The 18,457-nt window shown below is 64.6% G+C and carries 13 protein-coding genes; 6 read left to right on the top strand and 7 right to left on the bottom strand.

Going from position 1 to position 18,457, the window contains the following annotated elements:
- Window positions 1–2 precede the first annotated feature (2 nt).
- Window positions 3–272: a formate dehydrogenase subunit delta gene (locus AC1Q6Z_RS33310; RefSeq protein WP_256121297.1), complete on the top strand. Its 270-nt coding sequence runs from the start codon at window positions 3–5 to the stop codon at window positions 270–272.
- 68 nt (window positions 273–340) lie between these two features.
- Here the strand turns inward: AC1Q6Z_RS33310 and AC1Q6Z_RS33315 are convergent, their stop codons facing one another.
- The 4 genes from AC1Q6Z_RS33315 to rocF all read right to left on the bottom strand — a co-directional run bounded on the left by AC1Q6Z_RS33315 (window position 341) and on the right by rocF (window position 5,302).
- Window positions 341–2,107: a methyl-accepting chemotaxis protein gene (locus tag AC1Q6Z_RS33315; RefSeq protein WP_492650493.1), complete on the bottom strand. Its 1,767-nt coding sequence runs from the start codon at window positions 2,105–2,107 to the stop codon at window positions 341–343.
- A gap of 397 nt (window positions 2,108–2,504) precedes the next feature.
- On the bottom strand, window positions 2,505–2,981 hold the full coding sequence (locus tag AC1Q6Z_RS33320; RefSeq protein ID WP_256121299.1) for a chemotaxis protein CheW: 477 nt from the start codon (window positions 2,979–2,981) through the stop codon (window positions 2,505–2,507).
- Between the two features lie 164 nt (window positions 2,982–3,145).
- On the bottom strand, window positions 3,146–4,351 hold the full coding sequence (gene rocD / locus AC1Q6Z_RS33325; RefSeq protein WP_492650494.1) for an ornithine--oxo-acid transaminase: 1,206 nt from the start codon (window positions 4,349–4,351) through the stop codon (window positions 3,146–3,148).
- A 15-nt stretch (window positions 4,352–4,366) separates the two neighbouring features.
- On the bottom strand, window positions 4,367–5,302 hold the full coding sequence (gene rocF, locus AC1Q6Z_RS33330; protein ID WP_256121301.1) for an arginase: 936 nt from the start codon (window positions 5,300–5,302) through the stop codon (window positions 4,367–4,369).
- Window positions 5,303–5,437: 135 nt separating this feature from the next.
- On the opposite strand from rocF, the gene AC1Q6Z_RS33335 reads away from it, so the two are divergent.
- Entirely contained in the window at window positions 5,438–5,878 is a 441-nt protein-coding gene (locus AC1Q6Z_RS33335) for an Lrp/AsnC family transcriptional regulator (protein WP_492650495.1), read from the top strand.
- 153 nt (window positions 5,879–6,031) lie between these two features.
- Here the strand turns inward: AC1Q6Z_RS33335 and AC1Q6Z_RS33340 are convergent, their stop codons facing one another.
- The 3 genes from AC1Q6Z_RS33340 to AC1Q6Z_RS33350 form a co-directional block, all read right to left on the bottom strand.
- On the bottom strand, window positions 6,032–10,204 hold the full coding sequence (locus AC1Q6Z_RS33340) for a translocation/assembly module TamB domain-containing protein (protein WP_492650496.1): 4,173 nt from the start codon (window positions 10,202–10,204) through the stop codon (window positions 6,032–6,034).
- 104 nt (window positions 10,205–10,308) lie between these two features.
- Window positions 10,309–12,234 (bottom strand): autotransporter assembly complex protein TamA, encoded by a 1,926-nt coding sequence (locus tag AC1Q6Z_RS33345; protein ID WP_492650497.1) that lies wholly within the window; start codon window positions 12,232–12,234, stop codon window positions 10,309–10,311.
- Between the two features lie 269 nt (window positions 12,235–12,503).
- Window positions 12,504–12,767, bottom strand: coding sequence for a YMGG-like glycine zipper-containing protein (locus AC1Q6Z_RS33350; protein ID WP_256121305.1), 264 nt, complete (start codon window positions 12,765–12,767; stop codon window positions 12,504–12,506).
- A 446-nt stretch (window positions 12,768–13,213) separates the two neighbouring features.
- Between AC1Q6Z_RS33350 and AC1Q6Z_RS33355 the strand changes: the two genes are divergently transcribed.
- From AC1Q6Z_RS33355 to hemA, 4 genes are all read left to right on the top strand, one after another.
- On the top strand, window positions 13,214–13,705 hold the full coding sequence (locus AC1Q6Z_RS33355; RefSeq protein WP_492650498.1) for a (2Fe-2S)-binding protein: 492 nt from the start codon (window positions 13,214–13,216) through the stop codon (window positions 13,703–13,705).
- A 114-nt stretch (window positions 13,706–13,819) separates the two neighbouring features.
- A complete protein-coding gene (locus AC1Q6Z_RS33360) occupies window positions 13,820–16,171 on the top strand; it encodes a xanthine dehydrogenase family protein molybdopterin-binding subunit (RefSeq protein ID WP_492650499.1) in 2,352 nt (783 codons plus the stop codon).
- Window positions 16,172–16,182: 11 nt separating this feature from the next.
- Window positions 16,183–16,980 (top strand): FAD binding domain-containing protein, encoded by a 798-nt coding sequence (locus AC1Q6Z_RS33365; protein WP_492650500.1) that lies wholly within the window; start codon window positions 16,183–16,185, stop codon window positions 16,978–16,980.
- 255 nt (window positions 16,981–17,235) lie between these two features.
- Window positions 17,236–18,450 (top strand): 5-aminolevulinate synthase, encoded by a 1,215-nt coding sequence (gene hemA, locus AC1Q6Z_RS33370; protein WP_435269193.1) that lies wholly within the window; start codon window positions 17,236–17,238, stop codon window positions 18,448–18,450.
- Window positions 18,451–18,457 lie beyond the last annotated feature (7 nt).

Consider the following 18,457-nt stretch of genomic DNA (forward strand, 5'->3'; position numbering starts at 1 on the left):
ACATGTCGGAAGGCAGCAAAATCCCGAGAATGGCGAACCAGATCGCCACCTTCTTCCACTCGCAGCCCGCAAGCGAGGGGCCGAACGGTGTGGCGACCCACATCAACAAGTTCTGGGAGCCCCGCATGCGCCGGCAGCTTTTCGATATCGTCGACAATCACGGCGGCGAAGGGCTGGACAGCCTCGTGCTGCAGGCCGTGCCGCTGATCCACCGTCCGCCGCCGGCCGAAGTGCCGCCGGCGCGCGAAAACAGCGCGCCACCCGCACCCTGAGACCACCCCCCGTGAAACGCCAACGGCCGGCATTGCTGCCGGCCGTTTTTTCATGCCGCGATGCGCGCTTAGAACTCTTCCCAGTTCTCCGCTGCCTGCGCCGAGGAGCCACGCGGCGCCCGCAGGGTGCGCGCCACGGCATGAAGCTGCGATACGGGTGCCGGCGACGGCGCCCGCTGGGCCGGCTGGGCATTGCCGGCAAGCTTGAAGCGGCGGATGAGGGTGTGCAGCGCGTCTGCCTCGCGCGCCATGGCGTGGCTGGCCGCCGTGCTTTCCTCGACCATTGCCGCATTCTGCTGCGTCGCCTGGTCCATGGAATTGACCGACTGGTTGATCTCACGAAGCCCGGTTGATTGTTCGCGCGAGGCCTCGACGATCGCCGCCACGTTGGAGTGGACCTCCTGCACCTGGCCAAGGATTTCCTGCAAAGCGCGCCCGGTCTCGTTGACCAGCGCCACGCCGCTTTTCACCTGCTCGCCCGAGGTGTTGATCAGCGCCTTGATATCCTTGGCCGCACTGGCCGAGCGCTGCGCGAGTTCGCGCACTTCCTGCGCCACGACGGCAAAGCCCTTGCCCGCTTCGCCCGCCCGCGCCGCTTCCACGCCAGCATTCAGCGCCAAGAGGTTGGTCTGGAAAGCAATGTCGTCGATGACGCCGATGATGTTGGAGATTTCGCGCGAGGACTGCTCGATCTGCCCCATCGCGCCGATCGCATTCTTGACGACGTCGCCGGATTTTTCCGCACCCGCGCGGGTCCTGGCGACGAGCGTCCCGGCCTCGCCGGCCCGGCGGCTCGAATCGGCGACAGTCGTGGTGATTTCGTCGAGCGCAGCGGCGGTTTCCTCCACGGAGGCCGCCTGCTGCTCGGTGCGCCTGGCGAGGTCGTCCGCGGCCGAGCGAATCTCCTGCGCACCCGAGGCAATGGCGTTGGCATTGGTCTCGACCGTGCGCATCGCGTCATGCAGGCCGGCGACCGCTTCGTTGAAATCCCTGCGCACCGCTTCCATCGAGGGAACGAAGGGCTTGGTGAGATTTTGCGTCAGGTCGCCATCCGCCAGCGCCTTCAGCGCGCCGCCGAGCATGTTGATTGCCGACATGCGTTCGGTCACGTCGGTGGCGAACTTGACAACCTTGTAGACCCGGCCGGTAAGGTCGCGGATCGGGTTATAGGCTGCCTGGATCCAGATTTCCCGCCCGCCCTTGCCGTAGCGCACGAACTCGTTGGAGATGAACTGCCCGTCGGCGAGGCTCTTCCAGAAGTCCGCATAGGCCTGCGTCTGCACATAGGCGGGATCGCAGAACATGCGGTGATGTTTGCCGCGGATTTCCGAAAGGTCGTAACCGAGCCCGGCGCAGAAATTCTCGTTGGCATAGAGGATTTCGCCGGTCGGCGTGAATTCGATGACGGCTTGCGAGCGCGAGATCGCGTCCAGCTTGCTGGCATCCTCCGAAGCGCGCATCTTCGCCTCGGTGATGTCGGTGGCGAACTTGACGACCTTGTAGGGCTTGCCGCGGCGCAGGATCGGATTGTACGAGGCCTGGATCCAGATCTCGCTGCCATCCTTGCGCAGGCGCTTGTAGCTGCTCGAATCATATTCGCCGCGTCCGAGCCGCGCCCAGAACTGGCGGTACTCCTCGCTCGCCGCATAACCGGCTTCACAGAAGATACGGTGGTGCTTGCCGACGATGTCCTTCAGGTCATAACCGAGCGCCCGGCAGAAATTCTCGTTGGCGGACAGAATAGTGCCGGTGAGATCGAACTGGATCACGGCCTGCGAACGCGACAGCGCGTCGAATATTTGGCCCGCATCCATGGACTTCGCGAATGAAAGCATGACCTGTCCCTCTGTGCGATCGTCAAGACTTGCCGGATGGCGCGTGTCGATCGTCGGTTGTTGACGTTCCTGCACGGAGCACCTTGGCGACCGTGCACGATCTGCGGTGAATACATCTTCGCGGGAGGCGTCATGCCGGACCGAAGAAATGTCCTCCTACAATCAAAGATGGCGAAACAGACTTAAGATTTGATGAAAATCGAGCGGCGACTTTTTGGATCTGTTATATAACAATAACTTACGGATAGACTGGAAAACGAGGTATTCACGTAACGTCAGGCACGCGATTACCTGATGATTCTCGAATTCACTCGAAAGTTGCGTTTTTAAGTAGACAATAAAAAACCGCCGTGCAAACGCACGGCGGTTCCGGCATGTCGTGAATAGTTGAGGGCGATCAGGCCGCCATGTCTTCCACGTCGCGCTCCTTGAACATGCGCGACAGGTTGAGGAAGCAGATCATGCCGTTCTCGTGGGCGATGATGCCCTCGGCATAGGCCTTGTCGAAGGAGGTCGTCACCTCCGGCACGGGCTGGATCTGCTCGCTGCGGATGGTGAGGATGTCGGACACGCGGTCGACGACGAGGCCGACGACCATGCTGTGCACTTCGGCGACAACGATGGCGCTGCGCTCGTTGGCTTCCGTGCTCTTCATCCCGAGCTTGTGGGCGAGATCGATGATCGGGATCACCGTGCCGCGCAGGTTCATCACGCCGATGACGTCCGGCGGCGAATGCGGGATCGGCGTGGACGGCGCCCAGCCGCGGATTTCGCGGATCGTGGTCGTCTTCACGCAGAATTCCTGATCATGCAGGCGGAATGCAATGATTTCGAGCGTGTCACCGGCAAAGCCAGTCGTCTTGATGGAGGTCATCGGGATCTTTCCAGTTGGATCTGCCCAGTTTGGTCTGCTTCGTGATCCGATCCTATGCATGCCCTGGTTAAAATCTTTCAAACGCCCGCCATTTGTCGTGCCGAAAATGCGCAAAGGCCCCGCGTCGCCGCAGGGCCTTCGATCTTTTCCGCCTGCCGCAGCCGTCAGGTGCGCAGCACGGCCTCGAACTGTTCGAGCGCCCAATCCACCTGGTCGCCGGTGATGACCAGCGGCGGGGCGATGCGGATCGTGTCGCCATGGGTATCCTTGGCGAGGATGCCGCGCTCCTTCAGCGCCTCGCAATATTTGCGTGCGCCGCCGGCGGCAGGGTCGAGCTCCACGGCCAGCATCAGGCCCCGGCCGCGCACGTCCTTGATGATATTGGAGCGGATGCCCTTGAGGCCTTCCTGGAAACGGTCGCCCATGCGCTCAGAATTGCCGATCATGTCCTCCTCGACCAGCACCTTCAGCGCGGCGCGCGCGATGGCGCAGGCCAGCGGATTGCCGCCGAAGGTCGAGCCATGCTGGCCGGGCTGCAGCACGCCGAGCACTTCGCTGTTCGAAAGCACCGCCGAGATCGGATAGAACCCGCCGGACAGCGCCTTGCCGACCAGCGTCACATCCGCCTCGATGCCCTCGTGCTCCTCGGCAAGCAGCTTGCCGGTGCGACCGAGGCCGGTCTGGATCTCGTCGAGGATCAGCGTGATGCCGTGCTTCGTGCAGAGTTCGCGAACCGCCGTGAAATAGCCGGCCGGCGGAATGATCACGCCCGCCTCGCCCTGGATCGGCTCGATGAGGAAGGCGACGGTGTTTTCGTTGATCGCCTCGCGAAGCGCATCGAGATCGCCGAAAGGCACATGCCGGAAACCCGGCGCGAAGGGGCCGAAGCCGGTGCGCGCATCCGGATCGGTCGAGAAGCCGACAATGCCCATGGTGCGGCCATGGAAATTGTTGGAGCAGACGATGATCTCCGCCTGCCCCTCCGGCACGCCCTTCACCTCGTAGCCCCACTTGCGCACCGCCTTCACCGCGGTCTCCACGGCTTCCGCCCCGGAATTCATCGGCAGCACCTTGTGCGAACCGGTGAGTGCCGCGATCTCCTCGTAGAAATGCGCGAGCTGGTCGTTGCGGAAGGCGCGCGAGGTGAGCGTCAGCTTCTGCGCCTGCTCCACCATCGCCGCCAGGATTTTCGGATGGCAATGCCCCTGGTTCACCGCCGAATAGGCCGAAAGGCAGTCGAGATAGCGGTTGCCGTCGATATCCCAGACAAACACGCCCTCGCCGCGCGACAGCACGACGTCGAGCGGCTTGTAGTTATGGGCGCCGAGACGGTACTCGGTTTCGATCAGGCTTTCGGTCGACGGCGTCATAAAGTCCTCCGGGGTTCAGGCGCTGCGGGTCGGCCGGTCGAGAATGCGGCGCCCGAAGAGGCTTGCGGTCAGTTCGACGAGGATGCGCGCACTCTTGCCGCGGTCGTCGAGGAACGGGTTCAGCTCGACGAGGTCGAGCGAGGAGACGAGGCCGCTGTCGCAGAGCATCTCCATGATGAGATGCGCCTCGCGGAAGGTCGCCCCGCCCGGCACCGTGGTGCCGACGCCCGGCGCCAGTTCCGGATCGAGGAAATCGACGTCGAGGCTGACATGCAGCAGGCCGTTTGCCGCTTTGATGCGGGCGATGATGTCGTGCATGATATGCGCCATGCCGGTCTCGTCGATCGAGCGCATGTCGTAGACATTGACGCCGTGCTCGGCGATCTCTTCGCGCTCGCGCGCATCCACGGAGCGGATGCCGACCTGGAAGACATTCTTCGGATCGACCATCGGGCGGCCCGCTTCGAGGATTGGCGCAAACTCGGCCTCGCCGCAGAAAAAGGCGACCGGCATGCCATGCATGTTGCCCGAGGGCGAGCTTGCCGGCGAGTTGAAGTCCGCATGCGCATCGAGCCAGAGCACGAAGAGCGGGCGGCCGACATCGGCGGCATAACGCGCCATGCCGGAGACGGAGCCCATCGACAGCGCGTGGTCGCCGCCCAGAATAAGCGGGAACTTTCCGCCGCGCGCCGCATCATAGACCGCCGTGTCGAGCGCGCGGGTGAAGGCCGCGACGATCTGCAGGTTGTTCGCCTTCGGATGGTTGGCGAGATCGCGCGCCGGCAGCGGGCGCAGGTCGCCTTCGTCCGTCACCGTGTGCCCAAGTTCGATCAGGGTCGTGTCGACGCCCGCAATGCGCAGCGCCGTCGGCCCCATCGCCGCGCCGCGGCGGCCAGAACCTTCTTCGAGTGGTGCGCCGATCAGCGCGATGTGCTTGTCATTTTCAGCCATGGTTTCCCCGCAGGTGCGTGAGGGCCGGTACGCCCGGTTTTGCCCGATTATTACCCCTCACGCTGTTGGCAAAAAGAGGGAAAACTGACAAATAGGCGGCTCATTTCAGCATTTTGCAAAGCACCGGGCGACACAATGGTAAGTCTCGATGATCTCGACCACGCGCTGATAAGTGCGCTGCGCCACAATGCCCGCACGCCGGTCTCCTCGTTGGCCGTCACGACTGGCGCTTCGCGGGCAACGGTGGCGGCGCGCATCGAGCGGCTCGTCTCATCGGGAACGATCGCCGCCTTCACCATCCGCACCGGCGCGGAGCTGACCGGAAGCGGCGTGCGCGCCATCGTCATGATCGAGGTGCATGGCAAGATGGCCGACCGGGTGGCCACCCAGCTTCGCGGCCTGCCGCAGGTGCGCGCACTCCACTCCACCAACGGCCGCTGGGATTTCATCGCCGAACTCGAAGACCGCGACCTCGGCACCTTCGACGAAACGCTCCACCGCATCCGCCTCATCGACGGCATCACGGTGACCGAGACGAATATTTTGCTGAAGACGACGAAGAACGCGCTGGCGTGAGCCGGCTCACCTGTTGCCCTACCCTCCACGTCATCCTCGGGCTTGACCCGAGGATCCATGCGACAAATTCAACGCGTGCGGTGATGCGTGGCTCCTCGGGTCAAGCCCGAGGATGACGTTCAGGGTGAGGCGAAGTGCAAGAACCCGTCGGCCTCAGTATTCCTTCTCGTAAAAGATACCCGCACCCGCGCTACCACCACTGCCCGCTTCGCCGCGCAGTTTCAGGCCACGTCCGACGTCGAGGTTGATGACGGCCTTGGCGCCGTTGGTTTCCGGGTCCTGCTTCAGCTCGATATAGGTTCGCTCGTTCAGGTATTTGCCGGCCGAGACGGCCGCCCGGCCCTCGGCATCGGTCGTGATGTCGAGGTCGTCGACGCCGAGCTTGCTGCGCAGGCTATCGAGCAGGCCGGTCGAGCTGCCGCCGGCAAGCTGGCTTGCGGCGGAGGCGAGCTGCGCGATCTGCACCGCCGACAGGTTCGACATCGAGCGGTTGAAGATGAGCTGCGCCAGGATTTCGTCCTGCGGCAGCGAGGGCGAGGAGGCGAAGGTGACCGTCGGGTTGTTGGCAAGACCTGCGACCGTGACCGTGATTTCCGTGGTGCCGGCCGTGCTCGCGGCGACCAGGTTGACCGTCGGCACGAGGCCGCCGGCAAAGCCAATATGGGCGCTGGTGAAATCGAGGCGGCGCGTCAGGATCTCCATGCGCCCGCGCCGAAGCTCGAAGCCGCCGGAGACGACCGGAGACGACGAGGTGCCGGTGATCTTCAGGCTGCCGCCGAGCTCCGCATTGATGCCGCGTCCGCGCACGAAAAGCTGGCCCGGCGCTTCGATGGTCAAATCGAGCGCGATGCCGCGCGAGGCGCCGTTGCCGCCGCCCTGGTCGCGCTGGACATCCGCCGTCATGCGCTTGACGTCAGCCGGCGCATTGCGGTGCTTGATGGCGATTTCGGAAAGCGAGGCCGGCAGTTTCTGCGGAATGGTGACGTTCGCCTTGTTGATGCGCACCTTGCCACCGAGCGAGAGGGCGGCAACCGGCCCCTTCAGCGTCAGGTCGCCCGCGACATTGGCAGTCACCAGCGTGCCGTCGACATAGGTAATGTCGCCGAGCTTCACCGTGACGTCGACCGGGAAGCCGCTTGCCGGATCGATGCCCACGCGGCCGCTCGCCGAAAGCTGGCCACCGCTGGCGAGCTTGCCGGAGACGGTCTCGATCACCGCCTGGCGCCCATCCATGGTGACGCGGATCGTCAGGTTCTCCACCGCGAGGTTGCGGCGCACATCGACGAGGCGCGCGCCGCCCGCGGTGATGCTGCCGGTAACCGAGGGCGCCGCCACCGTGCCGCCGATCGACACGTCAACATCGGCATTGCCGGTCAGCACAAAACCCTGCGCGGAGAGCTGCCCTTGCAACAGGCCGAACGGCACCGTGCCGTTGAATTTCAGCCCGAGCGGCGTAGCACCGCCGATACCGACCGTGCCGCCGCCACGGAAGGACAGGCCGCCGGCACCGGAGAGCACCGTATCGAGCCGCACCTGGTTGTTGGCAAAGGCGCCCTTGGCATTGATGCTGAGCGCGCCGATGCCCGCCCCGCGGGTCTGGCTCGTCTGCGCTCCGCTCCAGTCGAGCGCATAATCAACGACGGGTGCCGCCGCCCGGCCCTTGACCGTCACCGTGCCGCTGATCGCACCCTCGGCACCGAGACCGGCGGCGAAATTGTTGACGAGGTCGGCCGGCAACGCATTGAGGCGAAGCGACAGATCGAGCGTCTCCCCCGCCCGGCCGGAGACCGCGACGGAACCGCGGCCCGCCTGAATGGTGAGGCCGTCGAGCGTCGCTACACCATTCGTGACGCCGATGGTCGTCGGCTTGGAAAGCTTCAGCGCGATGCGCCGCGGTGCCGCTTCGAAGGCCTGCAGGGCGATGTCGAGGCCGCCGTCCCGCTGGAGGACCTGGCCCTTCGTCACGAGCGGCGCGCCATCGAGCCGGCCGGCAAGATCGAAATTGGTCGCCTGCCCTTCGCGCGAAAAATCGAGGCGCAGCGCGTCGAGCCGGTTCTCGCCGGACGCGATCCGCTCGGCGCGCACCGTGCCGGTGATCGCGGCGGTGGCGAGGTCGGCGATGGTGAGATCGACCGCCGGCTTGGTGATGCTCACCGCGTCGCGCCGGATGGCGGAGCCGGAGGCCTGCACCGTCGCCGATGTCTTGCCGTTGGTCGTGGCGATTTCCACCTGGCCGGTGAGGTCGCCGGCCGCCTGCTGGCCGGCCATGGCGGCGAGCAGGCCGAGATCCGGGAAGTCGAAGCGGACGGTGCCATCCGGCATGAAGTTCTCGGCGAGTGCCAGCGATCCCTTCAGCGTGTTCGGGCCGATTTCCGCCTCCAGCACCGGCACCGAGATGCGCCCACCTTCCGAGGTGATGCTGGAGCGCACGTTGATCGGCTGCCCGTCGAGCGCGCCGGTCGCCGTCAATTCGCCGGACGGGCTGTCGGCAACGGCCTTGCCGGTGAGCGTCACAACGAGATCGCTGAGCGTGCGGCCGGAGAGCGTCGCGCCGCTCGACGTGACCTTGGCCGAAACATCGAGCCCCTGCACCGGTCCGGTCGCGGAAAGCTCGAACGCCGCCTCGCCCGCGGCATCCGCGAGCAGCTTGCCGAGGTTGAGCACCTTGCCGGTCAGTGCGGCATCGAGATTGCCGCCGCCGAGCGACACCGTGCCCGCCGTCTCCAGCGTGCCGGACTTGACCTGAAGGCCGGAGACCTGGACAGCGCCGTCACTCGCCAACTGGACTCGTCCCTCCATCGCGATGGTCGTGTCGAACTTGCCGGACAGCGCCGGCGGCAGCACGGCCGGCAGTGCGAAGAGCCGGAAATTGACGTCCGCCTCGCGGCTTTCGAGGCCGTAGCGGCCCGAGAGCGTACCGCCGATGCTGGCGCTTTCGAGCGTCGCAGGGTCGAAGGCGATCTCGCTTGGCGACACGTTCAGCGTGGCGACGAGCTTGGCCGGTCCCTTCACCATGCGGTCGAGATCGGCATTGGCAAAGGCCGTCGCACCGGTTTCCAGCGTCACATCCACGCGGCCGGATTGGCTCGCCACGTTGAAGGCATCGCTCTTGGCCGAAAGGTGGACATTTTCCACCCGGCCGGCCGGCAGCTCGGCGGAAGCCACCGTTGCATCGACCTGGAGCGCCGCAGCGCTCGCCTCGCCCGTCAGCGAAATATCGGCGCCGTCGATCAGCACGCGCGCATCGCCTCCGGCCAGCGGCCAGCGGAAATCGATCGGCCCATCCCGGCCGGCCAGTTTCACGTCGAGGTCGTTTGCGCCCTTGGCGCTGACGGTGCCCGATGCGCCGAGCGTCATCGCGCCGGTCGAGATCGAGCCCTTCTCGATGCGCAGCATGTCCGAGCCGTCGAAGGCCGCGACGACGTCGATGCCCGTTTCGCCGGCAAAGAGCGGGCGAAGCTGCGGCGGCATCAGCGCGTCGAAGGTGCCGCCGCCGCTGAGCGCGATCGTGTGCAACCCGTTTGCCGAGAGGTCGTGGCGCCCGTCGACGCGCAGCATCTCTGTGCCGTCGAGGGCCGCGGAGAGGCGGCCGGTCCATTCGGACAGCGCGCCGTCACCCGTGAGCCGGATCGCGACGGCGGGATCGTTCGGCAGCTTCAGCAGCGCCGCGAGCAGACCGCCCTTCGGCTCGGCGACGTCGGCTTCCAGGCGAAGCTGGTTGTCGGCCGGGTTGAAGACGATGTCCGCGTTGACCCGGGCATCGGGCCGCGCCTGTTCCGAGGCGGAAAGCTTGACCGCGACGCTTTCGGCCGTGGCATCGCCGCTGCCCGACAGCACGATGCGCTGGTCGCGGCCCGCGACCGTGCCCGATACGAAAAGCTCCGGCACCTCCAGCGCGTCGACATGAACCTCCACCGGCAGCGTAAACGGCGTATCGGATTTTTCCGCGTCCGGCTTGGGCTCCGGCAGGCGCAGCAGGGAGACGGAGGAAGCGGCAATGCGCTCGGCATCGAAGCTGAAGAACAGCAGCTCCCACGGCGACCAGTCGACGGCAAGGTCGCGGATTTCCGCATAGGTGCCTTTGTCGTCGCCGACTGTGATCGTGCCGGCCCGCAGCTTGCCGGTGAGCAGGCCGGACGGTTCGCTGATCGAGATGACCTGCCCGCTCGCAGCCGCAATCTTCTCCACCTGCGAAACCGCAAAACGCGCGCCCGCATCGGTAAAACCGACAAATCCGAGCGCCGCGACAAGAACAACCAGCACAAGCACGAGAGCGTAGCCGATATATCGAAGCGTGGCGCGGAGAATTCGGGACAGCCTGTTCATGCATCATCCATTTCGCGTGCGGGGAGCGCAAACATTCGCTCTTCAACGTCTTGAATCCAAATCGCGCAATCAATCAAGAGCCTAGACGAAAATTGGGGCGACAGTCAGAAGGACTGGCCGATACCGGCATAAACCCCGAAAGAGGTTCCGCCCGGATATTTCTTGAGCGGCACCGCGACATCGAGCCGGAGCGGCCCGAACGGCGTCGCGTAGCGCAGGCCGATGCCGGCACCTGCCCGGATATCGTTGAAATCCGGCACCTCGTCCGTCGAGACCGTGCCGACATCGAGGAAGGGCACGACGCCGATCGTCTCGGTGACGCCAATGCGCGCCTCCGCCGAGGCCGCCACGTAGGAGCGGCCACCGAGCAGCTTGTTGCGGCTGTCGCGCGGCGAAATCTCCTGGTAGCCGTAGCCGCGCACCGTGCCACCGCCGCCCAGGAAGAAGCGCCGCGTCGCCGGAATGTCGGACAGTTCGTCACCGCCGATGATCGTGCCGGCCGCGATTTTTCCGGCGAGCACGAAGCGTTTTTCCTCGCCGAGCGCCTGGTAGCCGGTGATCGCGCCTTCGAAGCTGGAGAAGAAGGTGCCGCGCTCGATCTCGTAGCTCGGCTTCGCGCTGAGCATCGCCCGATAGCCTTCCGTCGGGTTCAGCTTGTCGTCGCGCGTGTCGCGCACATATTCGATCGGAATGGCGACGGTGAGATAGTTGTTCTTGCCGAAGGCGTCGTCGACGTCGCTCCACATGACCTCGCCACCGCCGCTCACCGTGTCCGTATCGGAAAGCTCGATCGCGACGCCGGCCGCCCCCGTGATCGTGAAGGCCCGGTAGGCATCCGGATCGACGATCGAGGCCTTCACGCTGGCATTGAAGGTGGTCGCCGGCCCGAAAGCGCCGGGCTTGGAAAACAGGATGGCGCTCGAATAATCGAGATTGCCGACATCCTTGGTCTCGCCGATCCGGTTGATCGCCCCTTCCACGCGCAGCGATTCCGCCTCGCCGAACAGGTTGCGATGGCCCCAATAGCCCTGCAGGCCCAGACCGTCGGTATTGGAAACCTGTGCTCCGACGCCGAAATAGCGGTGCTTGCCCTCGGAGACCTCGATGGTCATCGGCAGCGAACCATCCGGCGCAAGCTTGTCGGCCTCGCGGATCGTGACGCTGGAGAAGACGCCGAGCGTGCGCAGCCGTTCGGCAGCCTTGGTCAGCGCCTCCGGCGAATAGGGCTGACCGGCATTGATGCGCGAATAGCGCTGAACGAAACCCGGATCGACCGTCTTGGTGCCGGTCACGCCGACCTCGCCGACAGGTGCCACCGGCCCGCCTTCGGCGGCGATCACCACATCCACGGTCTGCGTCTTGTGGTCGGCCGTGGCGTTGCGTTCCGTCAGCTTGGCAAGCGGCCGGCCTTCCGCCTTGAGATCGACGACCATTTTCTCGCCGGCCTTCAGGATGATGGTTGAATCAGCCCGGGCACCGGGCACCAGCCCATAATCGGCCGGATTGCGCCCCTCGGCATCGCCGGAAAAGACGACGTCGCCGAAGGTGAAGACCGGGCCGGGCTCGACACTGATCGTCACCGGGATGGCGCCGCTCGTGTTGAATTCCGGATTGGGCGGCAGGGAATCGAGGTCCTGCCCGTCGATGGTGACCGTCACCACGCCACCATAGCGGGCGTTTTCGTAAAGAGCGGCAAGGATGCGGTCGCGGTCGTCGCGCGCCTTGATGACGAGGCCGAGATCGCCGGAAACCGGCGTTCCCTCGTCCTGCTTGAGGCGGGCCGTGTTCTCGATCGCCTCTTTCAGGTCGCCGTCGTCCGTGCCCGGCTCAAGCGTCAGCGTGTAGTTGACGGGATCGATGACGGCAGTGGTTTCCTCCTCGTCCTCGAAGAACTTCATGCCGAAGATCTCGAAGGCCGAGGCAGGCGCAACGGACAGCGGGCCGCAGAACAACGCGGCAGCAACCGCGAGCGCGGTGCCAGCTCTCAGAAACGCAAAACTCTTTTCCGGCCGGTTCACTTTATCCCGCATCCGCAGTTATCCGTCGCCTTTACTCCTTGGGGTGCGGGGCAAACGGCGGACCGGCAGCTTCCGTCACAAACTTCGGGCGCTCTGGTTCATCCAGAGCTTTCAGGCAGGAAAAGACCCTAACGCGTTAGGTTTTCCGTAATGTTAACGGTGGTTTTACACGGATGGAAACAAGATTTGAAGCACCGCAGCGGTGATTTTACGTCACACTCGCAAAAGCAAAAGCCCCGGAGACACTCCGGGGCTTCGTATAGGTTGCATGAATTGGGGTATTAGTAACCCGACGGGCACCGGTCGATATAGCGGCGGCCGTAGCGGTCACGGTAGTAGCACTGGCCCGGCTGCTCGGAAACGCTGCCGATGACAGCACCCGAAACGCCGCCGATGGCAGCACCCACGGCAGCACCGCGGACGTCACCCGTGACGGCGCCACCGATGATCGCGCCGGAGACGGCGCCGATACCCGCACCCTTTTCCGTCTGCGTGCAGCTGGCGACGGCGAGGCCGACCAGAACGAGCGCAATGACTTTCTTCATGAAGATCTTCTCCAAAGTTGAGTGGCGGCCGCGTTTGCCGGGTCCGCCTATCCCCTTCTACTCAGACACATACCGGGGCCGTCATCGACGGTTGGTCTGTCCGGGATCGAAAATATACTCGGAAATCGGGAAGTCCATGCCATTCAACTATTTTTTTGAGCGGCGAATAAATATCGTTTCCATTTCGTTTGGTAAGCCCGCGCCTATCGGCGGTCACGAGAAATTTCGCCTGCGCCCCAAAGTAGCGGTTGATCGGCGCCGCAAAAAGTCAAATGATATGACTGTTGAGGCCGCGTCGAGTGCAGCCTCAGGCTGCCGGAATGCAATGCGCGCGAATGAAAGATTGCTGGTGTCGTCTGATCCCAGGCCCGCGTCGCGAGACGCCCGCTGCATGTAACGTCGGATCGATCGGCCCCAGCGGACAATGAACCGCCAGGGAGGAACGAATGGCGAAAGTGGCAATGACCGTCAATGGCCGGAAGGTGAGCAAGGAGTGCGAGGACCGCACGCTGCTTGTGCACTTCATCCGAGACAATCTAAGCCTCACCGGAACCCATGTCGGCTGCGATACCTCCCAGTGCGGGGCCTGTGTCGTGCACATGGACGGCAAGGCCGTCAAAAGCTGTTCCATCCTCGCGGCCCAGGCTGCGGGGTCCGACATCCTCACCATCGAGGGCCTTGCCGCCAACGGCGAGCTTCACCCCGTCCAGGCCGCCTTCAAGGCCAATCACGGCCTGCAATGCGGCTTCTGTACGCCCGGCATGGTGATGACCGCGGTCGACATGATCAACCGCTACGGAGCCAATCTCGACGAGAAGACGGTGCGCGAGAACCTCGAAGGCAATATCTGTCGATGCACCGGCTACCATAACATCGTGAAAGCCATCCTTGCCGCCGCCGAAGACATGGGCGCGGCAGGCCGGCAGGCTGCGGAGTAAGGGCAGCGAATAGGGATGGCGAGTAGCGAATAGGGCGCAACACCGCACCCACGCCACTCCGCCCTATTCGCTACTCCCTATTCGCTATTCGCTCATTCTGTGGAGGAGATGAAGATGGGTGTCGAAGGTATCGGCGCGCGCGTCGCGCGAAAGGAAGACAAGCGGTTCCTGATGGGCCAGGGCCGTTATACGGACGACATGTCCGTGCCGGGCATGCGCTATGCCGCATTCGTGCGCTCGCCGCACGCGCACGCCAAGATCAGGAGCCTCGATACGTCTGCGGCCGAAGAGATGCCGGGCGTCATCGCGGTCTTGAACGGCAAGCAGATGCTGGACGACGGCATCGGCAACCTGATCTGCGGCTGGATGATCCATTCCAAGGACGGTTCGCCGATGAAGATGGGCGCCTGGCGGCCGATCGCGCATGAGACGGTGCGTTATGTCGGCGATGCCGTCGCCGTGGTGGTTGCCGACACGATGGGCGAGGCGCGCGACGCGGCCGAAGCCGTTGTCGTCGACTACGACGTCCTGCCCGCCGTCACCGATGCCGTGAAGGCGCTGGAAGCCGGCCAGCCGCAATTGCATCCCGAAGCGCCCGGCAACCTCATCTACGACTGGCAGATCGGCGACGGCGATGCGACCGATGCGGCCATCGCATCCGCCGCCCATGTCACCGAAATGAAGATCATCAACAACCGCCTCGCGCCGAACCCGATGGAACCGCGCGCCGCACTCGGCATCTACGATTCCGCCGAGGACCACTATACCTGCTACACGACGAGCCAGAACCCGCATGTCGCGCGTCTCGTCATGAGCGCCTTCTACAATGTCGCGCCGGAAAACAAGCTGCGCGTCATCGCGCCCGATGTGGGCGGCGGCTTCGGCTCGAAGATCTACATCTACCCCGAAGAGATCGTCTGTCTCTGGGCTTCCAAACGCTCCGGCGTGCCCGTAAAGTGGACATGCGACCGCACCGAGGCCTTCCTGACGGACGCCCACGGCCGCGACCATGTCTCGACGGTCAAGATGGCCTTCGACGCGAAAAACCGCATCACGGCGCTGAAGGTCGACACGATCGCCAATTTCGGCGCCTACATGTCGCTCTTCTCCTCCGCCGTGCCGACCTATCTCTATGCGACCCTGCTCTCGGGCCAGTACGCTATCCCGGCGATCCACGCGAATGTGCGCGCCGTCTACACCAACACGGTCGCCGTCGATGCCTATCGCGGCGCCGGGCGTCCGGAAGCGACCTACCTGCTCGAACGCACCATGGAGACGGCGGCGCGCGAACTCGGCGTCTCGCCGGCCGAACTGCGCCGCGCCAACTTCATCCGCACCTTCCCCTACCAGACGCCGGTTATCATGAACTACGACGCCGGCGACTACGAAGCCTCGCTGGAAGCCGCCATGCAGGCCGCCGACTGGAACGGCTTTCCCGCCCGAAAGGCGGAAGCCGCCGGCCGGGGCATGAAGCGCGGCATCGGCATGAGCTGCTATATCGAGGCCTGCGGCATCGCGCCGTCGGCCGCGGTCGGCTCGCTCGGTGCCGGTGTCGGCCTCTGGGAATCGGCGGAGGTGCGCGTCAATGCGGTCGGCACGATCGAAGTGCTGACCGGTTCGCACAGCCACGGCCAGGGCCATGAGACGACCTTCGCCCAGCTCGTCGCCGATCGCTTCGGCGTGCCGATCGACAGCGTCTCCATCGTACACGGCGATACCGACAAAGTGCAGATGGGCATGGGCACCTATGGCTCACGCTCCGGCGCGGTCGGCATGTCCGCTATCGTGAAAGCACTCGACAAGGTGGAGGCGAAGGCGAAAAAGATCGCGGCCCACCTGATGGAGGCCGACGAGAACGACATCGTCATCGAGAACGGCGCGCTGAAAGTCGCCGGCACCGACAAGACCGTGCCGTGGTTCCAGATGGCGCTCGCCGCCTATACCGCCCACAACCTGCCCTCCGGCATGGAACCGGGCCTGAAGGAAGGCGCCTTCTACGATCCGGCAAACTTCACCTTCCCGGCCGGCTGCTACATCGCGGAGGTCGAGGTCGATCCGGAGACCGGCAAGACGAAGATCGTGCAGTTCGTCGCCGCCGACGATTTCGGCAACATCATCAACCCCATGATCGTCGAGGGCCAGGTGCATGGCGGCATCGCGCAGGGCATCGGCCAGGCGCTGCTCGAAGGCGTGCACTACGATCCTGACACGGGCCAGCTCCTGACGGCGAGCTACATGGACTACACCATGCCGCGCGCCGACGACCTGCCGTCCTTCAACGTCTCGCACCAGGTCACGCCCTGCCCGAACAATCCGCTCGGCATCAAGGGCTGCGGCGAGGCGGGCGCCATCGGCTCGCCGCCGGCGCTGATGAACGCCATCACCGACGCCATCGGCAACAACGACCTCACCATGCCCGCAACGCCCCAGAAGGTCTGGGCGGCTGCGCGGCTCGCCGCCAACTGACGGAGGGAACCATGTACGCCACGAATTACCATCGCGCGTCCTCGATCACCGACGCCGTCGCCTTGCAGTCTTCCTCCGACGAGGCGAAATACGTCTCCGGCGGCATGACGCTGATCCCCACAATGAAGCAGCGGCTGGCGGCCCCGTCCGATCTCGTCGATCTCCGCCATATCGCCGAAATGAAGGGCATCTCCGTCAGCGGCAGCCGGGTCCGGATCGGCGCCGGCACGACGCATGCCGAGGTCGCGACCTCGGCGGAGCTGAAGGCCGCCTGCCCGGCGATCTGCCACCTCGCCTCCCATATCGGCGATCCGCATGTGCGGCATATGGGCACGATCGGCGGCTCGATCGCCAACAACGACCCCGCCGCCGACTACCCCGCCGCCATGCTGGCGCTGGGCGCGACAATCGTCACCAACGCCCGCGAAATCCCCGCCGACGACTTCTTCACCGGCCTCTTCGAGACGGCGCTGGAAGACGGCGAGATCATCGTCGCCGTCGCCTTCGACGCGCCGGCAAGAGCCGCCTATTCCAAATTTCCCAACCCGGCCTCGCGCTATGCGATGGCCGGCGTCTTCGTGGCGAAACAGGCGGATGGCGGCGTGCGGGTGGCGGTGACGGGGGCCGGCTCCAATGGCGTGTTCCGCCATGCCGGGCTGGAGGATGCGCTTGCCGCCAACTGGTCGGCGGATGCCGCCGCGCGCGTCGACGTGGATGCCTCCGACCTGCTCGCGGACATCCACGGAAGCGCGGAATATCGGGCTAACCTGGTGAAAGTCATGGCCAAGCGCGCGGTCGCCGCCGCCTGACCCCTCGAAAAAGTTGAAACTGTTCGATTAAAAGGACGGTTGAGACCGTCCTTTTTTCATGCAGACTTGACATGCATCAACAGGAAATGGCCTTTGGGGGCTTAAGATACATTGGAATGGTTCAAAGGTGGCGCAATTTGCCGCAGCGCTGATCGTTGCAGCCGAAGGACGCCTGATATAGCCGATTGAACGACAGCCAACGATGACGGTGTCCGGTAACTAGTGTCCGGGCGATTGCCGGACTGGAGACTCTGGATGGACTTCGAGACCTACTTCAAGAACGAGCTTGGCGGCCTGCATCAGGAAGGCCGTTACCGCGTTTTCGCCGACCTGGAGCGCCAGAAGGGCAACTTCCCGAAGGCGACGCGCCACACGGCAGGCGGCCCGCAGGACGTCACGGTCTGGTGTTCGAACGACTATCTCGGCATGGGCCAGCACCCGACCGTCACCGAGGCGATGAAGAACGCCATCGACCAGTGTGGCGCCGGTGCCGGCGGCACCCGCAACATTTCCGGCACCAACCACCACCATGTCCTGCTGGAGCGCGAACTCGCCGACCTGCACGGCAAGGAATCGGCCCTGCTCTTCACCTCGGGCTACGTGTCCAACTGGGCAGCGCTCGGCACGCTCTGTTCGAAGATCCCCGGCATCATCTGTTTTTCCGATGCCGGCAACCACGCTTCGATGATCGAAGGCATCCGCCACTCGAAATGCGAGCGCGTGATCTGGAAGCACAACGACCTCAAGGATCTCGAAGCCAAGCTTGCCAGCGCCGACCCGCGTGCGCCCAAAATGATCGCCTTCGAATCGGTCTATTCGATGGATGGCGATATCGCCCCCATCAAGGAAATCTGCGACCTCGCCGACAAATACGGCGCGATGACCTATCTTGACGAAGTGCATGCCGTCGGCATGTACGGCCCGCGCGGCGGCGGCATTGCCGAACGCGAAGGCCTGATGCACCGCCTCACCCTCATCGAGGGCACGCTCGGCAAGGCCTTCGGCGTGATGGGCGGCTATATCGCCGGCTCGGCCGCGCTCTGCGATTTCGTCCGCTCGTTTGCCTCCGGCTTCATCTTCACCACCTCCCTGCCGCCGGCGATCGCCGCCGGTGCATGCGCCGCCATCCGCCACCTCAAGGTCAGCCAGGTCGAACGCTTCGCCCATCAGGAGCGCGTGCGGCGCCTCCGCTCGGCTCTTGACCGCGCCGGCATCCCGCATATGCCGAACCCCAGCCACATCGTGCCGGTGATGGTGGGCGACGCCGCCAAGTGCAAATGGATCTCGGACCTGCTGCTCGACAATTTCGGCATCTACGTCCAGCCGATCAACTACCCGACCGTGCCGAAGAAGACCGAGCGCCTGCGCATCACGCCGACGCCGCTGCACACGGATGCCGATATCGACCATCTCGTCGGCGCCCTGCATTCGCTCTGGTCGCGCTGCGCGCTCGCCCGCGCCGTTGCTTAAACGAAAT

The sequence above is a fragment of the Shinella sp. GW835-FHT14H05 genome (genome assembly GCF_058793575.1).